Annotated in this window: 24 protein-coding genes; 12 read left to right on the forward strand and 12 right to left on the reverse strand. The window is 47.2% G+C overall.

All coding sequences use genetic code 11. The annotated features are described in order from the left end of the window. Window positions 1-12 precede the first annotated feature (12 nt). The 6 genes from RIG68_RS13075 to RIG68_RS13100 all read left to right on the forward strand — a co-directional run bounded on the left by RIG68_RS13075 (window position 13) and on the right by RIG68_RS13100 (window position 5427). A complete protein-coding gene (locus RIG68_RS13075; protein ID WP_151998280.1) occupies window positions 13-1107 on the forward strand; it encodes an o-succinylbenzoate synthase in 1095 nt (364 codons plus the stop codon). Then, window positions 1104-1829 (forward strand): VIT1/CCC1 transporter family protein, encoded by a 726-nt coding sequence (locus RIG68_RS13080; protein ID WP_151998281.1) that lies wholly within the window; start codon window positions 1104-1106, stop codon window positions 1827-1829. Before RIG68_RS13075 ends, RIG68_RS13080 begins: the two co-directional genes overlap by 4 nt. 44 nt (window positions 1830-1873) lie before the next feature. Then, complete coding sequence (locus RIG68_RS13085) at window positions 1874-2728, forward strand: alpha/beta hydrolase (protein ID WP_350122804.1); 855 nt, start codon at window positions 1874-1876, stop codon at window positions 2726-2728. 2 nt (window positions 2729-2730) lie between these two features. Then, window positions 2731-3042 (forward strand): L-rhamnose mutarotase, encoded by a 312-nt coding sequence (gene rhaM, locus RIG68_RS13090; RefSeq protein ID WP_350122807.1) that lies wholly within the window; start codon window positions 2731-2733, stop codon window positions 3040-3042. Window positions 3043-3194: 152 nt separating this feature from the next. Then, entirely contained in the window at window positions 3195-4484 is a 1290-nt protein-coding gene (locus tag RIG68_RS13095; RefSeq protein WP_350122810.1) for a Gfo/Idh/MocA family protein, read from the forward strand. Window positions 4485-4521: 37 nt separating this feature from the next. Next, window positions 4522-5427, forward strand: a complete 906-nt coding sequence (locus RIG68_RS13100) for a Nif3-like dinuclear metal center hexameric protein (protein WP_350122813.1) — start codon at window positions 4522-4524, stop codon at window positions 5425-5427. A gap of 56 nt (window positions 5428-5483) precedes the next feature. Here RIG68_RS13100 and RIG68_RS13105 read toward each other — a convergent pair whose 3' ends face one another. The 3 genes from RIG68_RS13105 to RIG68_RS13115 are packed head-to-tail and all read right to left on the reverse strand — an operon-like array spanning window position 5484 to window position 6862. After that, entirely contained in the window at window positions 5484-5936 is a 453-nt protein-coding gene (locus RIG68_RS13105) for a DUF1569 domain-containing protein (protein WP_350122816.1), read from the reverse strand. A gap of 5 nt (window positions 5937-5941) precedes the next feature. Continuing rightward, window positions 5942-6370 carry a VOC family protein gene (locus RIG68_RS13110; protein WP_350122819.1) on the reverse strand — a complete coding sequence of 143 codons (429 nt, stop codon included), beginning with the start codon at window positions 6368-6370 and terminating at the stop codon, window positions 5942-5944. A 39-nt stretch (window positions 6371-6409) separates the two neighbouring features. Next, window positions 6410-6862 (reverse strand): helix-turn-helix domain-containing protein, encoded by a 453-nt coding sequence (locus RIG68_RS13115; protein ID WP_350122822.1) that lies wholly within the window; start codon window positions 6860-6862, stop codon window positions 6410-6412. Window positions 6863-7038: 176 nt separating this feature from the next. Between RIG68_RS13115 and RIG68_RS13120 the strand changes: the two genes are divergently transcribed. Together RIG68_RS13120 and RIG68_RS13125 are read left to right on the forward strand one after the other, a co-directional pair. After that, window positions 7039-7890: a GIN domain-containing protein gene (locus RIG68_RS13120; protein ID WP_350122825.1), complete on the forward strand. Its 852-nt coding sequence runs from the start codon at window positions 7039-7041 to the stop codon at window positions 7888-7890. Next, window positions 7891-9006 (forward strand): helix-turn-helix domain-containing protein, encoded by a 1116-nt coding sequence (locus RIG68_RS13125; RefSeq protein WP_350122828.1) that lies wholly within the window; start codon window positions 7891-7893, stop codon window positions 9004-9006. Between the two features lie 4 nt (window positions 9007-9010). Here RIG68_RS13125 and RIG68_RS13130 read toward each other — a convergent pair whose 3' ends face one another. Beyond that, the gene (locus RIG68_RS13130; protein ID WP_350122831.1) at window positions 9011-9781 is read right to left on the reverse strand and encodes a LytR/AlgR family response regulator transcription factor; all 771 of its coding nucleotides are present in this window, start codon (window positions 9779-9781) and stop codon (window positions 9011-9013) included. A gap of 144 nt (window positions 9782-9925) precedes the next feature. On the opposite strand from RIG68_RS13130, the gene RIG68_RS13135 reads away from it, so the two are divergent. Further along, complete coding sequence (locus RIG68_RS13135; protein WP_350122834.1) at window positions 9926-10291, forward strand: MotA/TolQ/ExbB proton channel family protein; 366 nt, start codon at window positions 9926-9928, stop codon at window positions 10289-10291. A 116-nt stretch (window positions 10292-10407) separates the two neighbouring features. Next, window positions 10408-11091 (forward strand): class I SAM-dependent methyltransferase, encoded by a 684-nt coding sequence (locus RIG68_RS13140; protein WP_350122837.1) that lies wholly within the window; start codon window positions 10408-10410, stop codon window positions 11089-11091. A 40-nt stretch (window positions 11092-11131) separates the two neighbouring features. On the opposite strand, the gene RIG68_RS13145 is transcribed toward RIG68_RS13140, so the two are convergent. From RIG68_RS13145 to RIG68_RS13170, 6 genes are all read right to left on the reverse strand, one after another. Continuing rightward, window positions 11132-11713, reverse strand: coding sequence for a hypothetical protein (locus tag RIG68_RS13145; RefSeq protein WP_350122840.1), 582 nt, complete (start codon window positions 11711-11713; stop codon window positions 11132-11134). A 64-nt stretch (window positions 11714-11777) separates the two neighbouring features. Further along, the gene (locus tag RIG68_RS13150) at window positions 11778-12566 is read right to left on the reverse strand and encodes a DUF6597 domain-containing transcriptional factor (RefSeq protein ID WP_350122843.1); all 789 of its coding nucleotides are present in this window, start codon (window positions 12564-12566) and stop codon (window positions 11778-11780) included. A 205-nt stretch (window positions 12567-12771) separates the two neighbouring features. Continuing rightward, entirely contained in the window at window positions 12772-14040 is a 1269-nt protein-coding gene (locus RIG68_RS13155) for a TolB-like translocation protein (RefSeq protein WP_350122846.1), read from the reverse strand. Between the two features lie 184 nt (window positions 14041-14224). Continuing rightward, window positions 14225-14620 carry a hypothetical protein gene (locus RIG68_RS13160; RefSeq protein ID WP_350122849.1) on the reverse strand — a complete coding sequence of 132 codons (396 nt, stop codon included), beginning with the start codon at window positions 14618-14620 and terminating at the stop codon, window positions 14225-14227. 328 nt (window positions 14621-14948) lie between these two features. Beyond that, complete coding sequence (locus RIG68_RS13165) at window positions 14949-15434, reverse strand: YdeI/OmpD-associated family protein (RefSeq protein ID WP_350122852.1); 486 nt, start codon at window positions 15432-15434, stop codon at window positions 14949-14951. A 188-nt stretch (window positions 15435-15622) separates the two neighbouring features. After that, a complete protein-coding gene (locus RIG68_RS13170; RefSeq protein ID WP_350122855.1) occupies window positions 15623-16621 on the reverse strand; it encodes a sugar phosphate isomerase/epimerase family protein in 999 nt (332 codons plus the stop codon). Window positions 16622-16738: 117 nt separating this feature from the next. On the opposite strand from RIG68_RS13170, the gene RIG68_RS13175 reads away from it, so the two are divergent. Further along, complete coding sequence (locus RIG68_RS13175; protein WP_350122857.1) at window positions 16739-17173, forward strand: YHS domain-containing (seleno)protein; 435 nt, start codon at window positions 16739-16741, stop codon at window positions 17171-17173. A 1-nt stretch (window position 17174) separates the two neighbouring features. Here RIG68_RS13175 and RIG68_RS13180 read toward each other — a convergent pair whose 3' ends face one another. Both RIG68_RS13180 and RIG68_RS13185 read right to left on the reverse strand, forming a co-directional pair. Further along, complete coding sequence (locus RIG68_RS13180; protein WP_350122860.1) at window positions 17175-17627, reverse strand: hypothetical protein; 453 nt, start codon at window positions 17625-17627, stop codon at window positions 17175-17177. A gap of 104 nt (window positions 17628-17731) precedes the next feature. Next, window positions 17732-19228, reverse strand: coding sequence for an SLC13 family permease (locus tag RIG68_RS13185; RefSeq protein ID WP_350122863.1), 1497 nt, complete (start codon window positions 19226-19228; stop codon window positions 17732-17734). Between RIG68_RS13185 and RIG68_RS13190 the strand changes: the two genes are divergently transcribed. Next, entirely contained in the window at window positions 19227-19391 is a 165-nt protein-coding gene (locus tag RIG68_RS13190) for a hypothetical protein (protein ID WP_350122866.1), read from the forward strand. The genes RIG68_RS13185 and RIG68_RS13190 overlap by 2 nt on opposite strands. The last annotated feature ends 148 nt before the right edge of the window (window positions 19392-19539 follow it).

Here is a 19539-nt window from a genome sequence, read left to right on the forward strand (position 1 = left end):
TAATCAACCCGCATGCCTTTAAAACTAGATTTTACTACCCACACACTTCAGTTTACATTTGATGCAGGCACCTCAAGAGGTGTGTTAAAGGAAAAGCCCAGTATACTTCTCAAATTGTATGACCCCTCGGATCCAAAAATGTTTGGACTTGGAGAGGCTGGACCATTGAAGGGGCTTAGCATGGAAGACATAGATGACCTGCCGGACGTTATCAAAACTCTTCAGAGCGACATCCTGCCTGTAAGAATTCCTGGTACCGTGGAGGATGCATTGCACCGTGCGCATCAGTTAGTGCCGTCGGGCTACCCGTCACTCAGATTTGCTCTGGAGACAGCCCTTTTGGACTTTATGAATGGCGGGTCGGGCATTATATTCAAAAACTCCTTCACCACCGGCAGTTTGCCTATCCCGATCAACGGGCTTATTTGGATGGGAGACAAGGACTTCATGCTGAAACAAATCAAAGAGAAGCTTGATGCAGGATACACCTGTTTAAAACTAAAAATTGGTGCGATTGATTTTGAAACCGAATGTGAGATTCTGGCTGGCATTCGAAAAGAATTTGGGCCAAATGATATCACCCTTCGGGTGGATGCCAATGGGGCCTTCAAACCAGCAGAGGCGCTTGTGAAGCTTGAGAAGCTCAGCCAGTATCAGCTTCATTCCATCGAACAGCCGGTGCAGGCAGGGCAGTGGGAGGCCTACCATGTGTTGTGCAGTCGGTCGCCGGTGCCCATCGCCCTCGACGAAGAGCTGATTGGGGTGGAACAAAAGGCCATGAAAGCGGAACTGCTTGATTTTATCAAGCCACAGTTCATTGTGCTGAAACCCTCGCTGCTAGGTGGCTTTATGGCAACCAGAGAATGGATAGACCTGGCCCAGAAGAGAAACGTTGGCTGGTGGATGACGTCGGCGCTGGAGTCAAATATTGGATTGAATGCTATTGCCCAGTTTACGGCAGAATTCCCACTTGATATGCCTCAGGGTTTGGGCACAGGCCAGCTCTACAATAATAATTTCACCTCGCCCTTATTTATCAGTCATGGTTTTTTAAATTCAGGTCAGGCAAATGTATGGGATTTTCGCCAGCTAATCTTTGATAAATGAACGAAGCTAAATTACATAAGGAGGGCAAATGGCTCTTTTTCGACAAGGAGTATATTGCAGAGTTTGTCTACGGTGGGATCGACGGTTCCATCACCACCTTTGCCGTAGTGGCGGGTGCTGCTGGCGCCAATGCTGATATCCGCTGGGTGCTGATATTTGGCTTTGCCAACTTAATAGCAGACGGTTTTTCCATGTCGGTGGGTAATTATTTTTCCAGCAAAGCTGCTCTGGATAATTACGACAAGCATGAAGCCGTGGAGTACTGGGAGATTGAGCACCTGAGAGAAAAGGAAATTGAGGAGGTCAGGGAAATATATGAAGCCAAGGGCTTTAAAGGGAAATTGTTGGACGATGTGGTAGAGACGATTATATCGGACAAAAAGGTGTGGGTGGACACCATGATGAAGGAGGAGCTGGAGATGACCAGAGAAAGTAAATCGCCGTTGAGTACCGCCATCGCCACCTTTATCAGCTTTAACATCGTGGGTTTTATCCCCCTGGTGGTGTACGTGGTCGCCATGTTCACCGATGTTAACCCTTCAGCGCTTTTCCCTATCTCATGCGTGGGTACTGGTCTGTCGCTTATTCTCGTCGGTTACTTGAGGGGAGTCGTTACTAATATCAATAAAATGAAAAGCATCATCCAGACTCTGGCGCTGGGTGGACTGGCAGCAGCTTTTGCCTACTTCGTAGGGGAGGTGCTGGCCAAATGGATACTGTGAACTGAAAAGCGGAATCTTTTACCTGTTTTAAAACCTACTTAAAAATGAAAAAAATGTTGATGATGACAGGTCTTGTGCTTGTCAGCTGTATCGTTGTCGCCCAGGAATCGGGCAAGCAAATGTACCTGTGGCCTAATGGCGCACCCGGTTTCGAAAACCTGAAAGACCAACCAGAGGAGGCTAAGGACTGGTGGGTCAAGAATATACACAACCCTTCCATTACCGTTTATTATCCATCCAAAGACAAGGCCAATGGCACAGCTGTAGTGATCTGTCCCGGAGGAGGGCACCGCACCCTGGTGTATAATGGCGAGGGGAAAGAAGCAGCCGACTTTCTCAATTCGTTAGGCATTACTGCCTTTGTGCTAAAGTATCGCCTGGCCAGAGAAGAGAATTCGCCTTACACAGTAGGAAAGGAAGCCAAAGAAGATGCTTACCGGGCGGTGCGAACGATCAGGAGCAAAGCAAAAGAGTTTGGCGTGAACCCGGAGCGCATCGGGATCATGGGGTTCTCTGCCGGTGGCGAAGTAGTGTCGTGGGTGGCTTACGGAGACGGCAAAGGTGACGCCAATGCCAAGGACCCTGTCGATAAGGTAAATGGCAAGCCAGACTTCCAGATGCTGGTGTATCCAGGGCCGTTGGGTATTCCTGAAAAGGTGCCTGCTGATGCTCCGCCGGTTTTTATGGTGGTGGCAACCAACGACGACTGCTGCTCCGAGCCCGTCATGAGCCTGCTGCTCAAATACCGTCAGGCCAAGCGACCTGTTGAGGCTCACGTATACGCTAAAGGCGCACACGCCTTCAATATGGGCTACCGGTCGGAGTTTGTCAGCTTGAGAGGCTGGCCGCAGCGCATGGCAGACTGGTTGATGGACATGGGCTATTTGAACGGGAAGTAAAGATGAAGAGAGCATTCAAAATGAAGCTGAAGCCGGGCTTTGCAGTTGAATACAAAAAGCGACATGACGAGATCTGGCCCGAGCTGAAGCAGCTGCTGAGTGATTCCGGCGTATCGGACTATTCCATTTTCCTTGATGAGGAGTCCAATACCTTGTTTGCCGTACAAAGTGTGAGCGGCGCTGGTGGTTCGCAGAACCTGGGGCAAAATCCTATCGTGCAGAAATGGTGGGCCTATATGGCCGATATTATGGAAACGAATGAGGATAGCTCGCCCGTGTCGACACCGTTGTCGCAGGTCTTTTTTATGAAATAGTATAAAGCACGCAAAGGCGCTAAGGCGCAAAGCAAAATCTTTGCGCCTCTGCGCCTTTGCGTGAAAAAAATAATAGAGCCGTTCCTGTCATCCAGGGTGCACAGAAACGTAGGAATTCTTAATTTACCTTGAACCCTAAGAAACACCCCCACATGAACTCACTCAACAGACGATCCTTCCTCACCAAATCAGCCGCCGGGGCGCTTGGCCTTACAATTCTTCCCAATCTCATTTCCAAAGCCGCTCCCAGCGACAAGCTAAGGGTAGCTCATATTGGCCTCGGAGGTATGGGCAACAACCACATGAACTGGTTTGCCAAACTGCCTGAAGTGGACATTGTGGCGCTGTGCGACCTCGACGAGGAGCACCTCAACTCCACCTTTAAAACATTGCAGGGCCTTGTGCCCGGCACGAAAGCGAAGTTGTATGGCGACTTCCGTAAGATTCTCGACGATAAAGAAATAGACGCCATCACCGTGGCCACGCCTGACCATTGGCATGCACAAATTGCCGTGATGGCTTTCCAGGCAGGCAAGGATGTGTATGGTGAAAAACCACTTTCTTATGATGTCAAGGAAGGCCGCTTGATGGCGATCAATCAGAAGAAGTACAAAAGAATTTTTCAGTTGGGTACTCAAATTCATGCTGGCGATAACTACCACAGGGTGGCAGAGATCATCAAGTCAGGTGCGATTGGCGATGTGCATACTGTTCGCTTGTGGAAAACAGGTGGGCCGCCAGACCTGGGCAATCCAAGTCCTTCTACTCCTCCGAGTACTTTCAACTACGACATGTGGCTTGGCCCTGCACCCAAAGTGCCTTATATCAAAGAGCGCACTCATTTCACTTACCGCTACTTTATGGACTATTCGGGTGGAGTTTTTGCTGACTTCTGGTGCCATATCGCCGACATTGTTTGGTGGTCGATTGCGCCAAAAGGATTAAAAAGTGTAAGTGCCGTAGGAGAAAAGCCGGAAGGCATCGCTGATGCGCCTAAGTGGCTGGATGCCGAAATGCAATTTGACGGACTGAAGCTGTATTGGACCACAGAGCCACCTAATGTACCGGGAGCTAAAGACAGAGGCATTGGTGCTTACTTTGAGGCCAGCAAGGGCACACTGATTTGCGACTACGGTTCTATGGAAATCACCATCAATGGCGAAACAGTAAAGGACATTCCGGAAATTCCCAAGACTATCATTCGCTCGCCTGGTCACCAGCAGAATTTTGTGGATGCGGTGAAATCACGGACTGAGCCTGAGTCTAATTTGCAGTATGCGAGAGAAATGACACTACCCATGCACCTGGCTTTGATTAGCTACCGGCTGGGTAGACCTTTAAAATGGAACGCCAAAAAGGAAGAATTCAAAGGGGACGAAGAGGCGAATAGCTACCTGTCGAGGAAATATCGCCAAGAGTGGAACCTCATTCATAAAGTGTAGTCAATTGAAATAATAGTATCCGAAAATCAGCAACACCATGAACACCAGAAGAACCTTCCTTAAAAATACCACAGCCTCCGTTGCAGGAGCTACTGTGCTGGGCTCCGGCGTTTTCTCGGCTTGGGGCAACCCAACGCCCATGCAGGGAGACCTCACCATCCAGCAGGTCATCGATCAGATCATTGCTACGATCCCTGGTGGCAAATTGGATCAAACGGTGGATACGATCAAGCAGGGCGATGGTTCTCAAAAGTGCACTGGCGTGGTCACCACTTTTATGGACAATGTCGAAGTGATCAAAAAGGCAGCCAGCCTGGGTGCCAACTTCATCATCAGTCACGAACCTACCTTCTACAACCACCTCGACAGTACAGACTGGTTAGAAAACGACCCAGTGTACCAATACAAAAAGAAGCTGATCGCCGATAATGGGATTGTGGTCTGGCGCTTCCATGACTACTGGCACCGCCACCGTCCTGATGGAATCACCGAAGGTTTTCTCGAAGAAACGAACTGGAAGAAATACCAGAGCAAAGACAGCGAAAAGCCCAATCTGCTGACGATACCCAATGCCTCCGTAAAAGATGTTGCCCTTGAACTGAAGAAAAAGCTAGATCTCAAGCGGCCTTTTATCGTTGGGGATGCTTCAATGAAGGTGACCAAAGTGGGACTAAGGTTAGGCGCTTCCGGCGGCACTAGTCAAATCAACATGCTAAGTAAAGAAGACATTGAGCTGCTGGTAGTGGGCGAAATCAACGAATGGGAAACGGCAGAGTATGTGCGGGATGCTCAGACGGCAGGTATTCGCAAGGCTCTCATCATTTTAGGTCACCAGCGCAGCGAAGAGCCAGGCATGAAATACCTGGTGGGCTGGATGAACAAGAAGTTTCCGGGACTCAAGACAACACACGTGGTGGCGGGGGATTCTTTTCAGGCTGTTTAGATTGAAAAGAATCTGAGAGTTGCATCCGGGTAAGTTCTAACCAACTCCACACTTTCTCAAGCTCCAAACTGTCGTAAGTGATGGTCGGAGTGCTTGTAGACAAATATGCCGATTTCCTCTCTGGTCATTACTCCGAAGAAATCGTGGATAAAGTCGGGGTTGTCGAAATGCTCATATTCAGTGATTCTTTCTATCCAGGCCATTTTTTGAAGTTCCACGTCTCCGGTTTTGTCTTTTATCACAAAATCCCGACCAGATGGTATGTTTTTCTTCATTGGCTGGTCGTCTTTTACATTGCTGCGTAACGCCATTTTGCCAAAGATTCGCCCCAGTAGCTCCTGCTTATAAACCTGCTTGTGAGTGCCAAGTACCCACTCACTCCACTTGGTGGAATGCTTCAGCATTTGAAACACATTCATTTTGCCCCATTGAGCCACACTTGACTCGGTAATGGTGTTCACCCTGCCGATTAGCTCAGCCCGGACATTTTCGTCAAATACGCTTTTCATATTCGCTATTCAGTTGGGGTAAAGTTGCTCTTTGGCTGCAATGAGAACCAGTTGCCGGAGTCGTCCTTGAAATGTGCTTCAACACCATAAAACTCTTCGGTGGGGGCTTTCAAAAACTCTACTCCTTTGGATTTGAGCTCCTCGTAAGTAGCGTAAATGTCGTTGCACTCAAATACACCGTTTGCCAGCTTGCCTTTTTGCAAAAGCTCTAGCATGATATTGGCGGTTTCTTCCGGGTACATTTTACCCACCGTAATGGGGAACAGCACAATCTCCAGGTTCGGCTGGTCTGGTGGCGACACGGTGAGCCAACGGGTGTCCTTGCCCATGGGCATGTCATCCACTACTTTAAAGCCAAGTTTGTTGGTGTAAAAATCGTAAGCGTTGTCCTGGTTACGGACAAAGATGGTGGTGTGTGAAAGTCTCGTGATCATATTTTGCGTGTTGATGTTGACGCAAAATAAGGCAATAAGTCAGTCAGTCATTTCTCGAAAATTGCTATTCTCATCCCAACCATTGTTGGAAATGAAACAGCCCGGCACAAACTTTAACGGGGCGTCTTTTTTGGCCATTGACACCTTTTGATGGTTTTTGAGAAAGATAGAAGGCGTAGTGCCAGTCACTTTTTTGAACAGTCCACTGAAAGAACTAAGACTTTCGAATCCAACCGACGAGCAGGCCTCCGACACTGATTTTTCAGCTTGTAGAAGCTCTTTTGCTTTCTCGACCCGTACCGCTATCAGGTATTGGTTGGGTGTTTTGCCGTAGATGCTGTTGAAAAGCCTGATGAAATGAAACTTGGAGAAATAAGCCTCGTCAGCAATGTTGTCTACATTGATTGGCTCGTGGTAGTGGGTATCAATGAACAGCTTAGCTCGCACCACACGGCGATACATATGCACTCCCGGATATTGGTCTGCTGGCATGGCTGTTTTTTTCTAAGGGGGAATATAGTGCATGAAAGTTGGCAGAGCAAGCCGTTTTGTAAAGGACATTGTTGCACGATCTGAGTACGTGCAGGAGACGATGAAGTAATGTGTGCCAAATCATAATTTGAAGCGATGTGACTTTTCATTTTTGAGTCATTTGCTAAAAAAAAATTATGAAAAGACTGACGCTACTATTTCTGCTGTTTGGATTAACCACAGGTGTGCAAGACTTAACTGCACAAAACAAGGCCATTCATGGTAATGGCAAGCTAGTTACAACCTCAAGGATCATCGAGGGTTTCTCTACTATCAAAATGTCTGGCTCCTGGGCATTTGCTGAAATTCGCTGCGGTGAAATGCCTTTGGTGGAACTTTACACTGATAGTAATATTGACGATTTCATCAATATCAGAAAAAGTGGGGGAGTCCTTGAAATCGATGCGGGCACCAGCTGGATCGAGCCAACCGAGGTTAAAATCACCATTCAAATTCCATACCTTACTGCACTAGAAACCGAAGGATGGGCTGATGTGATTGTCAAGAATATAGACTCTCCTGAACTCACCTTCCAGGGTGATGTGGGAAGTGTGATGCTGGAGGGATCGGTTGCAAAACTTTCTATTTTTTCAAAGCAAACCAAAGTGGATATCCGAAGTTTAAAAGTCAATAGTATTTTCGGGGAGATGACAGGAAATGGAACGGTATTGTACTCCGGAGAGCCACTCATTACCGGAAATTTCTCAGATGAAGTTTTGATGACCGATAGCGAAAGTCAGCAGCGCATCAGCACCGAACGGGTACAAATTGTACTTTACAATAACAATTGGAGGGAGAAAAAGCTTTTTGTAAAAGGGCCACCGACCCACCATTTTTCTTACGGCTTTGCGATTGGCCCACTAATGAAAAAGGAAGAAGAGTGGCCAGTGGGCACGTTGTTATATAGTCAGGGAGAGAACGAAATGAAAGGCGAGTTACTGCTGGAGGTTCAATCAGTAAATGAAGGCGCAACTATTAAACTCAATTAGGTGAATGCTATTCAACTTAATATTTATTCAGTAGCGCTTTTGCTGGGCTTTATTCAAGGGGCTTTGTATGCGATCTTGCTTTGGATACGTGGGTACAGAAACGAACGGATCTCTGACACGCTACTCGGGTTTTTGTTGTTGGCGCTTTGCATAGAGGTTGTTCCGTACATGCTGGGGTTCATGGGTATCAATGTCCTCTGGCAGGAATTGTACTTTTTTCCTCACAATCTGGGGTTGTTGATCGGTCCTTTTTTCTACTTATACTTTTTCAGTCAAACCACCCCGAACTTCCAATTAAGGCTTTCTCAGTATTGGCATTTCGTTCCTTTCATATTTTTCTTTTTGTATCACATCATCGTCTTCTCGCTTGGTCACGACTTTGTTGTTCAATGGGATGAAGGGATACAACGAGGTTATCATATTGGCTTTTTGGAGCAATTACTGACATTCGTATCGAACGTCTCTTACTTAATAATTTCCTACAACTACTACCGCAAGTTCCGGAGCTGGGCACCATCAGCTTTTTCCGATCTGGAAACAGTTTCATTTTCCTGGTTCAGGGATTTGATTGTGCTGTTTTTGGCAGGGATAATGGTAAGCTGGGGAATGGAGATTTTTGATCACTTTGCCAGCCTCGACTATGCTCAGGATTGGTGGGACAAGGTGATTATTGTAATCATTATCTACTTCGTTTCAATTTCAGGCTACCATCAGCAGCAACCAAAACTTACGGCTATTGCCGATGATAGCACGAACAAGACCAAACTTAGCCTGGCTCCTGAAGATGTTGAAAGCATCAGAACTACCTTGATAGCGCTGATGGAAAGGGACAAGCTTTATCTTCAAAGCGATTTGACGCTTGGTGACATGGCTCGCCTGGCCAATACCAACTCAAGCCGACTGTCGTTTGTTTTAAACAATTTTTTTGAAAAAAGCTTTAACGATTTTGTGAACGACTACCGGGTGAACGAGGTAGTTGACTTGCTGGAAAAGGGCAGAGGTGAGCAGCTATCACTGCTGGGAGTTGCTTACGAATGTGGTTTCAGCAGCAAGTCCACATTTAACAGGGCTTTTAAACGCCAAAAGGGCGTTACCCCGAAGGAGTTTTTGAAGTGAATTTCTAGACCTTTGTTTTTCGAAGCTTTGCGTTCAGCATTCCCACTTTTTTAAATTTCCTTCCAATAGGCACTACCATATCCCCAATGAATACCGATTCACTGTCGAAGGAGGTGATTCGCAAACTATTAACGATGAAAGACCTGTGTATTCTCAAAAAATTGCTGGGAAGAGATTTCTCAAGCGAACTGATCTTTTCCCTGGTAATTGTTTTTTGACCATCGTGAAAAATCTGGACATAGTCTGCCAGGCTTTCGATGTACGCAATATTGTTTAAGGGAATGGGTACCTGCTTTCGGTCAGCTATAACCACGAGTGATTTAGCCTTTTCCTTCTCAAAGGACTCCATCAGGGCTACCTTCTCAGAAGCTGACTTCTGAAAAAATGCTACCAGCCGAATGAAGGCAACTACCAAAACAATCAGGTAAATAGTAACAGCCATAGAAATGGGATCAGTAGTCAGCGGATTCATGTCGCCTAGTTGAAAATTTTCCATCACTGTGAATGAGATGGTCATGACCACCACTTCGAAGTAAACGGTGATGATGACCGTGTATATCAGGTACAGCGCAAACCTCCAGTATCTTTTCGGCAGCAGGTAGCGTGGCACCAGCACATAGTTGAAAAAATAGGCTGTGCCGACAGCCACTGGTGTTAGCAGCGATACGAAGTAAAACGCCTGGGGGTAGTTGCTATTCACTCGTCCGTAATAGACGGTGAGCACAAAAATGATAAGCAACCAAAATCCACTATGTTTTAGAACTCTTTCTTTCATAGTCAGGAATAAAAATGTACATTTTTTCATTCTTTTAGGTGAAAAGTCGACGAACTACGGAACGAGCTACGCATACAACCTTGCCAGAAGGTGTCAGGCCAGTCTAGCTTTGGCGAACAATTTTTCACTAAAAAAACACATGCTATGTTTGAACATCTCGACACACACGGGTTCATGTTTATGGGAGCAATGACCCTCATTTTTGCTGCTATGCTGGTGTTGTCAGTCATCAATGGGCTACCAGTTTTCAAAGCAGAGTGGGAGTTGACCAAAGCTTCCCGAAAGATCCACTACATCAGAGATCTTGGTCTCCTGGCTTTGGTGGTAGGCGTTCTTGGGCAGCTCAATATTCTCTATGGTGCTTTCAAGGCGATCGAAGCGGCGGGTGATATCACGCCAGGACTTGTTTACGAAGCATTGAGAACGTCACTCACTACCACGATGTACGGCGCAATCATTTATATCACTTCATTCCTTATTTGGCTGGGGCTGAGTTTGCGGCTTAGGTAGGTGTCGATATCCTCTAGCGATTGATAGCTGATTGAAAGATTTTGGGCCAGGACGGCAAGAGTTTTTTGAATCTGTATTTTTCATACAATATTTGCTGTTCAATTATCTCTCTCGTCTTGAAAGACCTCCACGGCAAAGCCATTGTTGACTACTACCAGGGCAAAGCATATAGCCCGCTGATGCTGCACACTTCTTACGGGAGCTCGGAAGAGATGCCCGTGGAGGTTTTCTTTAGGGAGGAGGAAGATCTGAGCGTACTTGACCTGCTGGCATTGATTGAATGCAAAGGTAAAGTACTCGATTTGGGAGCTGGCGCCGGTGTGCATTCCCTCATTCTGGCTTCCCGTGGGTTTGATGTGGATGCGCTGGAAAACTCGCCCGGGTGTGTGGAGGTAATGAAGCAGTCGGGAGTGGGGCAGGTAATCAGTGATGACTACCGCAAACACAAAGGAAAGTACGACACCGTACTGATGCTTATGAACGGATTGGGCCTGGCTGGTAAACTTGCTGGAGTGAAGCCACTGCTTGAGCACTGTATGAAGCTGCTGAAGAAAGGTGGGCAAATTCTCGTCGATTCCTCAGACATAAGCTATCTCTACGAGTTGAGCATTCCCAAACCTGAGGGCTACTACGGCGAGATTAGCTACCAGTACGAATACCAAGGAGAGAAGGGCGACTGGTTCGACTGGGTGTATGTCGACCAGGAAACGCTCGCCAAGATTGGTGCGGAGATAGGTCTGGAGGTGGAGATATTGCATACTGACGAGAATGATCAGTATCTGGCGAGGATCACTAAATAGAGACAGACAAAGTTTGTGCCGACAATGGCCCGTGGTCGGACTATTCCACCAAATCAAAGCCATTTTGCTTCAACACGTTGCTCAGGTAGGCGGTGTCTTCAATGACCTTGTTATAAATCCAGGTATAGTGGGTTTGGTTCCACATCAGCTGTTTGGCCTCATTCTCCCCAATAAGCATGGCCATACTCCTGTACTCCAGATAGCACACAATCAGGTGCAGGTAGGTGGAGTACTCGTCTCTGGCACCGGCAGCATTTTGATAAGGCACCTCTTTGTACTTTTTTTTGAAGGCATCAATAGCCGCCTTTTCTGCATCAGGTTTCTTGTCGACATACCAATGTAGCTGCTCATGAACAAAGGTGTCGAGAATATCTGTTTTATCGCTAGAGCGGGTATTGAGCGTAAGCACCGGATGGCTGTGGGGGATAGCCATTTGTTCGATCACTACCTGGCGGGTAAATACCCACTGGCTAAGGTCATATTCCGATAGCACTTCTCGTAGCAGGTCGGCGGTAGCCTTTTCCCGGTCACTGTCGTTTTTCGTGGTGATTTCCACTTGTGGTGTTTGAGCCGATAAGCCCGAGTGGCAGAGGACAAGTATGAGGAGCAGGCACTTTTTCATCTTTTTTTAGGTCGAAGGTAAGGAGTGGAGTCAAGCTTGTATTGGAGAAAACGGAAATGCACCACTATGAGAAGAGTTTTTCAGGGCTGGTGCCCACAAGCTTGTGGTAGTCGGAAATCATATGGGATTGGTCGTAATAACCCGAAGCATGGGCAATACTGGCCCAGTTCTGTTGACGATCGCTTTGTAGCAGCGAACAAGTAAACCGATCAATTTGTGTGATCATTTTTGGCGAATGCCCCACATGCATCCTTAGAAGACTCCTCAAATGCCGGTCAGAGTACCCCAGTTTTTTTGCTACCACATCTAGCTGAGGTCTGTTCAGGTGATCTCGATAACTGTTACAGAAGGCACTCACGACTGGATGGATGATGGTTGCACTTTCAGGTGCTCGAAGCAGGAATGTCTCAAGACGCCCAACAAAACCCGACAAATCATGCTGCAGCGCATACCTGGTTAATGCTTCGTATGCACTCTCGTCATAGGCTTTCAAAATATAGCTCGCTTCGCTGGACGAGTCTGTCAATTCGCTGAGTGGAAGCCTCCCGAACGGAGCCATTCCGCCTGGCCGAAATGAGCAAATGAAGGTAAAAAGGCGATTTTGCCGACTGATCATCTTGTGACGGGATCGTGGGCCTACCATCGCCCATTTTGCAGACACAGTCTTGCCATTTTCAAATAGATAGAAGATGAGGTGAGCACAGTTGTCTGGAAGGATATACCACTGAGCAGATGTAGGGCATTGGCTTTCTTGCTGTAGCACAAAATAGTTGCTGATGAGGTGCTGCAATGACGGGCAAGGGGCGATAGTCTCCCGATTGAGCTGGGTCGATTCCCTCGAGAGCTCGTGCATGAACCGATCGTATATTAGCCTTTGCGACATTTACGTTTTCTCGCAACCATCTGGGTGTTTCTACGCTTGAGAGCTTGCAGATGTTTAAACAGGGACAAATGTTTGGGGTTGTTCCCTTATTCCAGGTAAGGATACGTTAGATTTTTTAATATGAAGAAGTAGGGTGGGTTGTCGCCCAAAGCTGCTCATGGCAGGGTGCACCTGTTCATTGGAAGTTAAGTCTCAAAATATACACTTGGCGACTTCCAGAGTGCGTAGAATTGAACCCTATCATGTTTCCATCCGGACTCCACCGACAATGAATATCGCATCGCCAGTTGCCTGTGTAAGCTTCTGGCTCGGTGAATCGGCCAATAGGCAGTACAGGTTCGGTTGTCATGTCCATCAGGTAAATTTTCTGTTCCCTGTTTTTGGAAGGATAGGTGTCGGTCACCATCCAGCGGCCATCGGGTGAAAACGTGCCATGACCGTCGTAGTCAAGCAGGCCGTTGCCAAGCCTTTTGTAGTCTTGTTGCGCTACGGTAAACAGGATGTGAGCATATTGCACGGCGTCATAGCTCGCTGTGATCATCAGCTCATTGTCGTTCAGCCAGTCGAAATGAGAGCCACCCCAGCCATCGGGAAAGCAACGTTGAATGTTAGTGCCGTCAGTATTCACCGTCAGGGCAGTTGTGTTCCAGTTGGGTAGGGTACGAGCCAACCAGAAAACCCGGGTGCCGCTTTTATTGAAAAGGGTGTGGTTGAAATACAGCAAGTCCTCGTCTTTGAATTCGTGCACCATGCCCTTTACATCGTTGATCGACACTATCAGCTTTGACTTTCCGGTGGCCAGGTCGATCAGGAATAGTCCATCGTCTTCCGGTACCTGCACATCTTTTTGCGCATCCTGTCCCTCTCCAGCGTAGCCGTATGCTTTTCTCGTGATGCTTAGCCTGGAAAAATTGATACTGATCGCCTTCGTACCGTCAAGTGACACTGCGCTAACCGGCCGGTCTATTTGCCTGATTTCCTGCCGGGTGTGAACGTTCAAAATCACCGAGACATACTTCCCCTCCCTCAGGTCATTGTAAATGATTAATGAGTCGGGTGATGTGCCCAGCCAGTGCGCCATGCAGCCCTGCTGGAAATTCCATGCACGTGTTTTCGCCAGTGGAATGAACTCGTGGGTATCGAGGTCAACGAGCCCGAGGGTAGCAGTGTCAGTCTCCGTAGGTATTTGGTACTTTAGGTCAGTTTCCAACACGGTCACGTATTTCTGCGATTTGCTGAAAGAGTTGATGCCGTAGTAGCTGGCAAACAAATGCTCTTTGTCTCCGCTGGTGATTTGGATAGGCTCGCTGACGGTTGGGAAGGTAACTTGGATACCTTTATCCGTTGGCGATTCTCCGTCGGCAGACAGTTTCTTATCGGTTTTGCCACTGCACGATGCCAGAGCGATAGCAACTATGAAAAATAGGAGAGGGGTGTTGTTCATTGCTGTTTTTAATAAATGTGCTGCAAGTCAGCGTATAAGCTAGTGGTTTTTGGAAAGAAAACCCACGGACAAAACCAGGTCAGTCGTCGACAGACCGTTTCCGGTATACTATTGCTGCCCTGTTACAGGGTGATGGGGCTTACTTCCGAAAGGTCGTTCTATCCGTTAGAAGTGTAAACGCCCCCTACTTTTTTCGAATGAAAACAAATCGAAGACCTGGGATAAAAAAAGTTGAAAGATAGACAACTAATCCGATGCTTAACATCCACTTTGAATTCGGGATTTTGTTCGCAGCCATGATCATATAGCCAAAAAAAGAGATAAGCATCACTATGGCATTTATCATTATCAGCATGCGATTAAACCCCATTTCAAAAACAGCAGTATCACTTAAGGAAAAATCAACGACACTACTTTTTAACCACCATGTTTTGAGATATACTTTATGGTTGCCGTCTTCTATTTCAAACTGTTCAACACCGTTTGGATAGGCATAGCCAATGTTTTTATCGTCCAGATAGATCCTGAGTTTTCCGTAGTTATAATCTGGAGTGGTACCTCTTATTATTATTGTTCCCATAAAATGATTGGCTCAAACACCCAGGTAGAAACTGATCCACCTGATGAATGTATTTTAGGTTGTATCCGAAGATACTTATTTAAACTAAAACGTCTGAGAATTATCTGTAATTATAATTATTAAGACCCATAATGAACTATAATCTTAACTAAGTGGCTAGAAGAGAAGGGTTAGTAATTCGTTTATTATTGATCGATCTAGCCTTCGTCATTTGTTTGGAGGAGGCACGAACTGAGGGCTGGTCTGTAAGGGGACATACTATGGTTGAGGCACCCAGATCAAAGCAGAGTGTTGGCTTTACCTACCGCTCTCAACCCTCCCACTTGTTTCACTTATCCACCAATTTCTTCCCTACCGAAAGCTTCTCAATAAAGACTACCAGCCTATTTTGTCTGGTCTCTTCCCGCTTGGCCGATTCTATCCCGCGGATATACTCTTTCTTGTCGGTGTAGGAGAGCTTTTCGTAAAATGCCGCTGCTTTTGGGTTGTGCTGCAAAAGCTGTGCTGCATCTCCTGGCACTTCAACTACCCTTGGGGCGGTGTCTTCCTGAAGCTCTACTGCTACTTTGTCTCCAAAGGATTTGCCCAGGTCGTTGCGCACTGCTTTGGTGAGGCCCAGCATGTGGAAGCCCAGGCCCATATTGGCCAGGCTGCCCCGGTAGGTCACCTTGCCGTCGAATACTGCCACAATTTTTACCTGGCCCTTTTTACCAAACACCTCTTCGGTGCTATAGGGAAATTCGACATAGGCTGCATCTATGTTTCCATGTTTTTGAATGACAGCTTCGAAAGTGAATTTTTGTGGTTTTGCCATGAGTCAATATTAAAGATGTCGTGCCCACAGCAGCGCTGGTGGCAAGACGTCTTACTAAGAAAGGAATTTTTATTCAAACGAACGAGACTACAAAAGTTTTGTTTTTCTATCATGCCTGGCTGCGACAAGCTGCTTTGGCTCAGTTTCATAGCGAGGACTGTTGCCTAAACTTTTGTAGTCTGATCTGCCTACGAGAGACTGTTTTTCACAAACGCCATGTCTTTCTTCATAGCAGCCAGCATTTGGGTTTCGGTGACATTAGCTGTTTTGTGGCCATGTTCCGCACCACCCAGGTCGTACTCCTGGTGAATGGTGATGGGCATGTTGGCCGATAAAGTTTTCACCTTCTCGATATAGGCTTTGAAATCCACCATGCCTTCACCAAGCGGTACATTGGTTACACTCCATTTGCCGTTGTTTTTGGCCCAGTAAAAATCCTTCATCACAATGGTGTTAATAAAGGGTTGTACCTGATCAAACCCCAGTGGCCAGGAGTTAGCGCCTTCCACCACTGCATGGCGGATATCGTACTGGCTGCCTACCCAGGGTGAGTTCACCTGGCGAAGCACCTGCACCAGGTCCCAAACCGGCGAACCAAAGCCTGTGCCAGCGTGGTTTTGGTAGCCTGCTTTGATATTGTTGGCTTTGTTCAGTTTGGCTAAATCCGTCATTCGCTTAGCAAATGCCTTTAGGTTGTCGTCGATGCTTTTCTGCTTGTCATATTTGTACCAGTCCATCCGGTAAAAACCAATGCCCAGCTGGCCCGCTGTTGTGAGAATGTCTTTGGTGTAAGGCTCATCGGCACCACCAATGCTCGTGGTCATCATCACGATTTCCTTGCCCACCTTTTTCATTGCTTCGGCTATTTTTGGCAAGTCGTCCTTTACCCGCTCGGGCTCTACATGCCCACCAGGCCTAACAGTCAGATCGAGCCCGTCAATGCCGCTTTCTGCCACCATCTCGGCCATTTGGTTCAGCTCTGTCCATTGCAATGCTTTGGAGAAGACAGCGACTTTGTGTCGCCCAACAGTTTTACTGTCGGCAGTGAAACTTAAAGAGCGTGACTCATCAGCTGAAGGCTTTGCATGGAGGAATTGATATCCTGCTAGTGGTAGTGCCAGTCCCGTAAGACCAGCCTTTTGAAGGAAGGAACGACGAGAAGAGCTGGGCGAATAGCTTTTGTTCATTTCAGAAGAAGCGGATTTGTGCACGACCAATTTCGGATTTTTTGTGTTAAAATCGCTACCGGTCAAAACAAACAATCACCATCTTGACTTGTACATTGCTGGTAAGTAATAAACCTCATGTCATCATTTTCACTTCGATTAGAGCTTTTGCTTTCCGCCTTGCGCAGAAAGAGGGGAGAGGTATTCCACAACAGCAGAGGAGCAATTAACGGATATGATCCTGTCGCTTATTTTTTGGAACAAAAGAGCCTTGCAGGTAAAAAGAAAATTAGCTGTTCTTGGAATAGGGCAATATGGTATTTCAGCAGTATGGAGAACAAAGAGAGGTTTGTTGCCGAACCGGAAAAGTATGCACCTCAGTTCGGAGGCTTTTGTGCCTATGGCGTACATAACGGCTACAAAATTCATACTGACCCCAACTGCTGGACAATTCACGAAGGGAAGCTCTACCTTAATTACAACGAACGGGTGCAAGGCATATGGCGAATGAATCCGAAAAAGTATATTGAGATAGCCGCTGAAAATTGGGAAAGGTTGAAGGATCGGTGGTAAGCTAAGTTGTTCTCGACTTGAAAAAAAGTGGGTATAGCAGTCCGTTGATTGCTCCCAGAAAGCTGAAAAGCAACACGGCATCCAGCATACTGTACATGAAGAACCTTCTGATGTCTTGGTTAAAATGATTCATATAGACCGCAGCCAGGCTGCAAAAGAAAAGACAACACAGAGCAAACACTTTGAGGCTTCTGATAATCATTTTACCGGTGAGTGCATCTTTGGCGATGTGGAAGATAAGTACCACTGCGAGCCAAAGCATGAAGTTGTAAAAGTAAGAGGCGGGAAGGTCGCTGCTTGTAAATCCAAAGGCATCTGGATGCATTGCCATGGGCTGGTGCATTGGCTCCATGATGGTGTACATTTCGAGCCAGCCGCCGGGATAGTACCGGAGGACATTCAGCACCAGCGTGTAGGCCAGTAATTTCAGCAATAGGATCAATTGAGGACGCATCAGCACTAAGTTTGCCGCCTAAATTAAGAAAATCAGAAAACATCCCACGTTCAGGTGAGTGGGGACAACACACCTGACAATACACTTACATAAATTGGTATGGGTTATCTAACAAAAGCTGCCGGGAAGGAATTGAAATCGAACCCCCAAATCAGTGGCAGTACATAGTAGGTGTAAATGCTTATCAGCACCGTAGCGAAAATATTGAGCCAAACGCCTGCCCTCACCATGTCTTTCATTTGCAGGGTGCCGGAGCCAAACACAATGGCGTTGGGAGCTGTGGCCACGGGGAGCATAAAGGCACACGAAGAGGCAATGGTCATGGGAACCATGAGCCCGTAGGGGTGCACACCAATAGCCTGTGCCAGTCCTGCCAGAATGGGCAGCATCAGTGTGCAGGTGGCCATGTTTTGTGTCAGTTCTGTGAGGTAATTGACCAGCGCCACCACAATGAGGAGCATCAGCAAAGGGTGCACGTTTTCCAGCAGCGTAAGCCGTCCGCCAATCCACGCAGTGAGCCCGGTTTCCTGAAAGCTGCCTGCCACTGAAAAGGCACCGCCGAACAAAAGGATCACTTCCCAGGGGAGGCGCTTGGCTGTTTGCCAGTCCATGATCATTTCGCCTTTGGTCTGTCGCCCTGGCACCAGAAAAAGGACAGTGGCGCCGATGAGCGCAATACTGGTGTCGTTTATGCCCGGAAAAATTGGGGCAATCAGGTAAGTTCTGAAAATCCAGGCTATAGCCACAAAAGAGAAAATCACCATTACCCAACGCTCCTCGTAGCCCATAGAGCCCAATTGCTGAAGTTCGCCGTCGATGATTTCTTTGGAGCCTTTTACTTTGATGCTGCTCAGTTTGAAGGCCCTGTGGCTGAGATCCCACCAAAGAAAAGCACCCAAAATTATCGTAAGTGGAAGGGCATAGAAAAACCACAGATCGAAGGGAATTTCGGAACCATAGAACTGGCCTGCCGCTTCCACAAATATGAGATTAGTAGGCGTGCCGACAATGGTGGCAATCCCACCTATGGAGGCTGCGTAGGCAATGGAAATCACCAGCGCTTTGCCAAAATGAGAGGAGGTTGCGTCTTCAGGGTTGTTGAGCAGTTTGGTCAGCTGATCGATGATGCTCAGCGCAATGGGGAGCATCATCATGGTGGTGGCTGTGTTGGAGATCCACATAGAGAGGAAGCCTGTTGCCAGGATGAAGCCTAACAAAATCTGTTTCTGGTTGGTGCCCGTGCGCTTGATAATATTGAGTGCGATGCGCCGGTGGAGGTTCCACTTTTCCATCGCCAAAGCGATGATAAAGCCCGCAATGAACAAGTAAATGATATTATTGGAGTAGTAGCCGGTTATCGAGGAAACTGGCATGGCACCGGTAGCGGAGAAAAGCAAAATAGGGAGGAGGGAGGTGATGGCTATGGGTATGGCTTCGGTGAGCCACCAGAGGGCAATCCAAACGGTGCAGGCCACAACTGTCCAGGCTTTTGGCTCCATGTCAACTGGCCCACCAAAGAGCAGCAGCAAAATGAAAAGACACGGCCCCAGGATGATAAATAAACGTTTGGAGGCCAGCAGGCCTTTCAGGTCGATGTTCATGGCTGAAAAGATAGGGAGGGAAGGGGAGAAAGGAAAGGGGATTTGGGAGGATGGAAGGAGGAAGACCGTAGACCGGAGTAGGAGGGACACCGATATTCGGATATTCAGACACTCAGATGTTCAGATAGGTGACGAAAGTGAACAGAGAGCAAACGGCAACTGATGCTAAACGGTGGTTATGTTCAGTTAAGTGTGTCATTTTTTAAAAGTTGGGTTCAAGTCTTTCGGGATATGTCATAGTTAGTATACTTATCACCTTGGTCCATGATACCGGTCTGGACCATTTCTTTTGAACCTTTGAACTGACTAAA

The organism is Imperialibacter sp. (genome assembly GCF_040222385.1).
In the GTDB taxonomy this organism is placed as follows: domain Bacteria; phylum Bacteroidota; class Bacteroidia; order Cytophagales; family Cyclobacteriaceae; genus Imperialibacter.

What these genes read in the sequence shown, in the direction of transcription:
- RIG68_RS13075 (WP_151998280.1), top strand. Translation starts at nt 13, where the DNA reads ATGCCTTTAAAACTAGATTTTACTACCCACACACTTCAGTTTACATTT.
- RIG68_RS13080 (WP_151998281.1), top strand. Translation starts at nt 1,104, where the DNA reads ATGAACGAAGCTAAATTACATAAGGAGGGCAAATGGCTCTTTTTCGAC.
- RIG68_RS13085 (WP_350122804.1), top strand. Translation starts at nt 1,874, where the DNA reads ATGAAAAAAATGTTGATGATGACAGGTCTTGTGCTTGTCAGCTGTATC.
- rhaM (WP_350122807.1), top strand. Translation starts at nt 2,731, where the DNA reads ATGAAGAGAGCATTCAAAATGAAGCTGAAGCCGGGCTTTGCAGTTGAA.
- RIG68_RS13095 (WP_350122810.1), top strand. Translation starts at nt 3,195, where the DNA reads ATGAACTCACTCAACAGACGATCCTTCCTCACCAAATCAGCCGCCGGG.
- RIG68_RS13100 (WP_350122813.1), top strand. Translation starts at nt 4,522, where the DNA reads ATGAACACCAGAAGAACCTTCCTTAAAAATACCACAGCCTCCGTTGCA.
- RIG68_RS13105 (WP_350122816.1), bottom strand. Translation starts at nt 5,936, where the DNA reads ATGAAAAGCGTATTTGACGAAAATGTCCGGGCTGAGCTAATCGGCAGG.
- RIG68_RS13110 (WP_350122819.1), bottom strand. Translation starts at nt 6,370, where the DNA reads ATGATCACGAGACTTTCACACACCACCATCTTTGTCCGTAACCAGGAC.
- RIG68_RS13115 (WP_350122822.1), bottom strand. Translation starts at nt 6,862, where the DNA reads ATGCCAGCAGACCAATATCCGGGAGTGCATATGTATCGCCGTGTGGTG.
- RIG68_RS13120 (WP_350122825.1), top strand. Translation starts at nt 7,039, where the DNA reads ATGAAAAGACTGACGCTACTATTTCTGCTGTTTGGATTAACCACAGGT.
- RIG68_RS13130 (WP_350122831.1), bottom strand. Translation starts at nt 9,781, where the DNA reads ATGAAAGAAAGAGTTCTAAAACATAGTGGATTTTGGTTGCTTATCATT.
- RIG68_RS13135 (WP_350122834.1), top strand. Translation starts at nt 9,926, where the DNA reads ATGTTTGAACATCTCGACACACACGGGTTCATGTTTATGGGAGCAATG.
- RIG68_RS13145 (WP_350122840.1), bottom strand. Translation starts at nt 11,713, where the DNA reads ATGAAAAAGTGCCTGCTCCTCATACTTGTCCTCTGCCACTCGGGCTTA.
- RIG68_RS13150 (WP_350122843.1), bottom strand. Translation starts at nt 12,566, where the DNA reads ATGCACGAGCTCTCGAGGGAATCGACCCAGCTCAATCGGGAGACTATC.
- RIG68_RS13155 (WP_350122846.1), bottom strand. Translation starts at nt 14,040, where the DNA reads ATGAACAACACCCCTCTCCTATTTTTCATAGTTGCTATCGCTCTGGCA.
- RIG68_RS13160 (WP_350122849.1), bottom strand. Translation starts at nt 14,620, where the DNA reads ATGGGAACAATAATAATAAGAGGTACCACTCCAGATTATAACTACGGA.
- RIG68_RS13165 (WP_350122852.1), bottom strand. Translation starts at nt 15,434, where the DNA reads ATGGCAAAACCACAAAAATTCACTTTCGAAGCTGTCATTCAAAAACAT.
- RIG68_RS13170 (WP_350122855.1), bottom strand. Translation starts at nt 16,621, where the DNA reads ATGAACAAAAGCTATTCGCCCAGCTCTTCTCGTCGTTCCTTCCTTCAA.
- RIG68_RS13175 (WP_350122857.1), top strand. Translation starts at nt 16,739, where the DNA reads ATGTCATCATTTTCACTTCGATTAGAGCTTTTGCTTTCCGCCTTGCGC.
- RIG68_RS13180 (WP_350122860.1), bottom strand. Translation starts at nt 17,627, where the DNA reads ATGCGTCCTCAATTGATCCTATTGCTGAAATTACTGGCCTACACGCTG.
- RIG68_RS13190 (WP_350122866.1), top strand. Translation starts at nt 19,227, where the DNA reads ATGGCTGAAAAGATAGGGAGGGAAGGGGAGAAAGGAAAGGGGATTTGG.
- RIG68_RS13185 (WP_350122863.1), bottom strand. Translation starts at nt 19,228, where the DNA reads ATGAACATCGACCTGAAAGGCCTGCTGGCCTCCAAACGTTTATTTATC.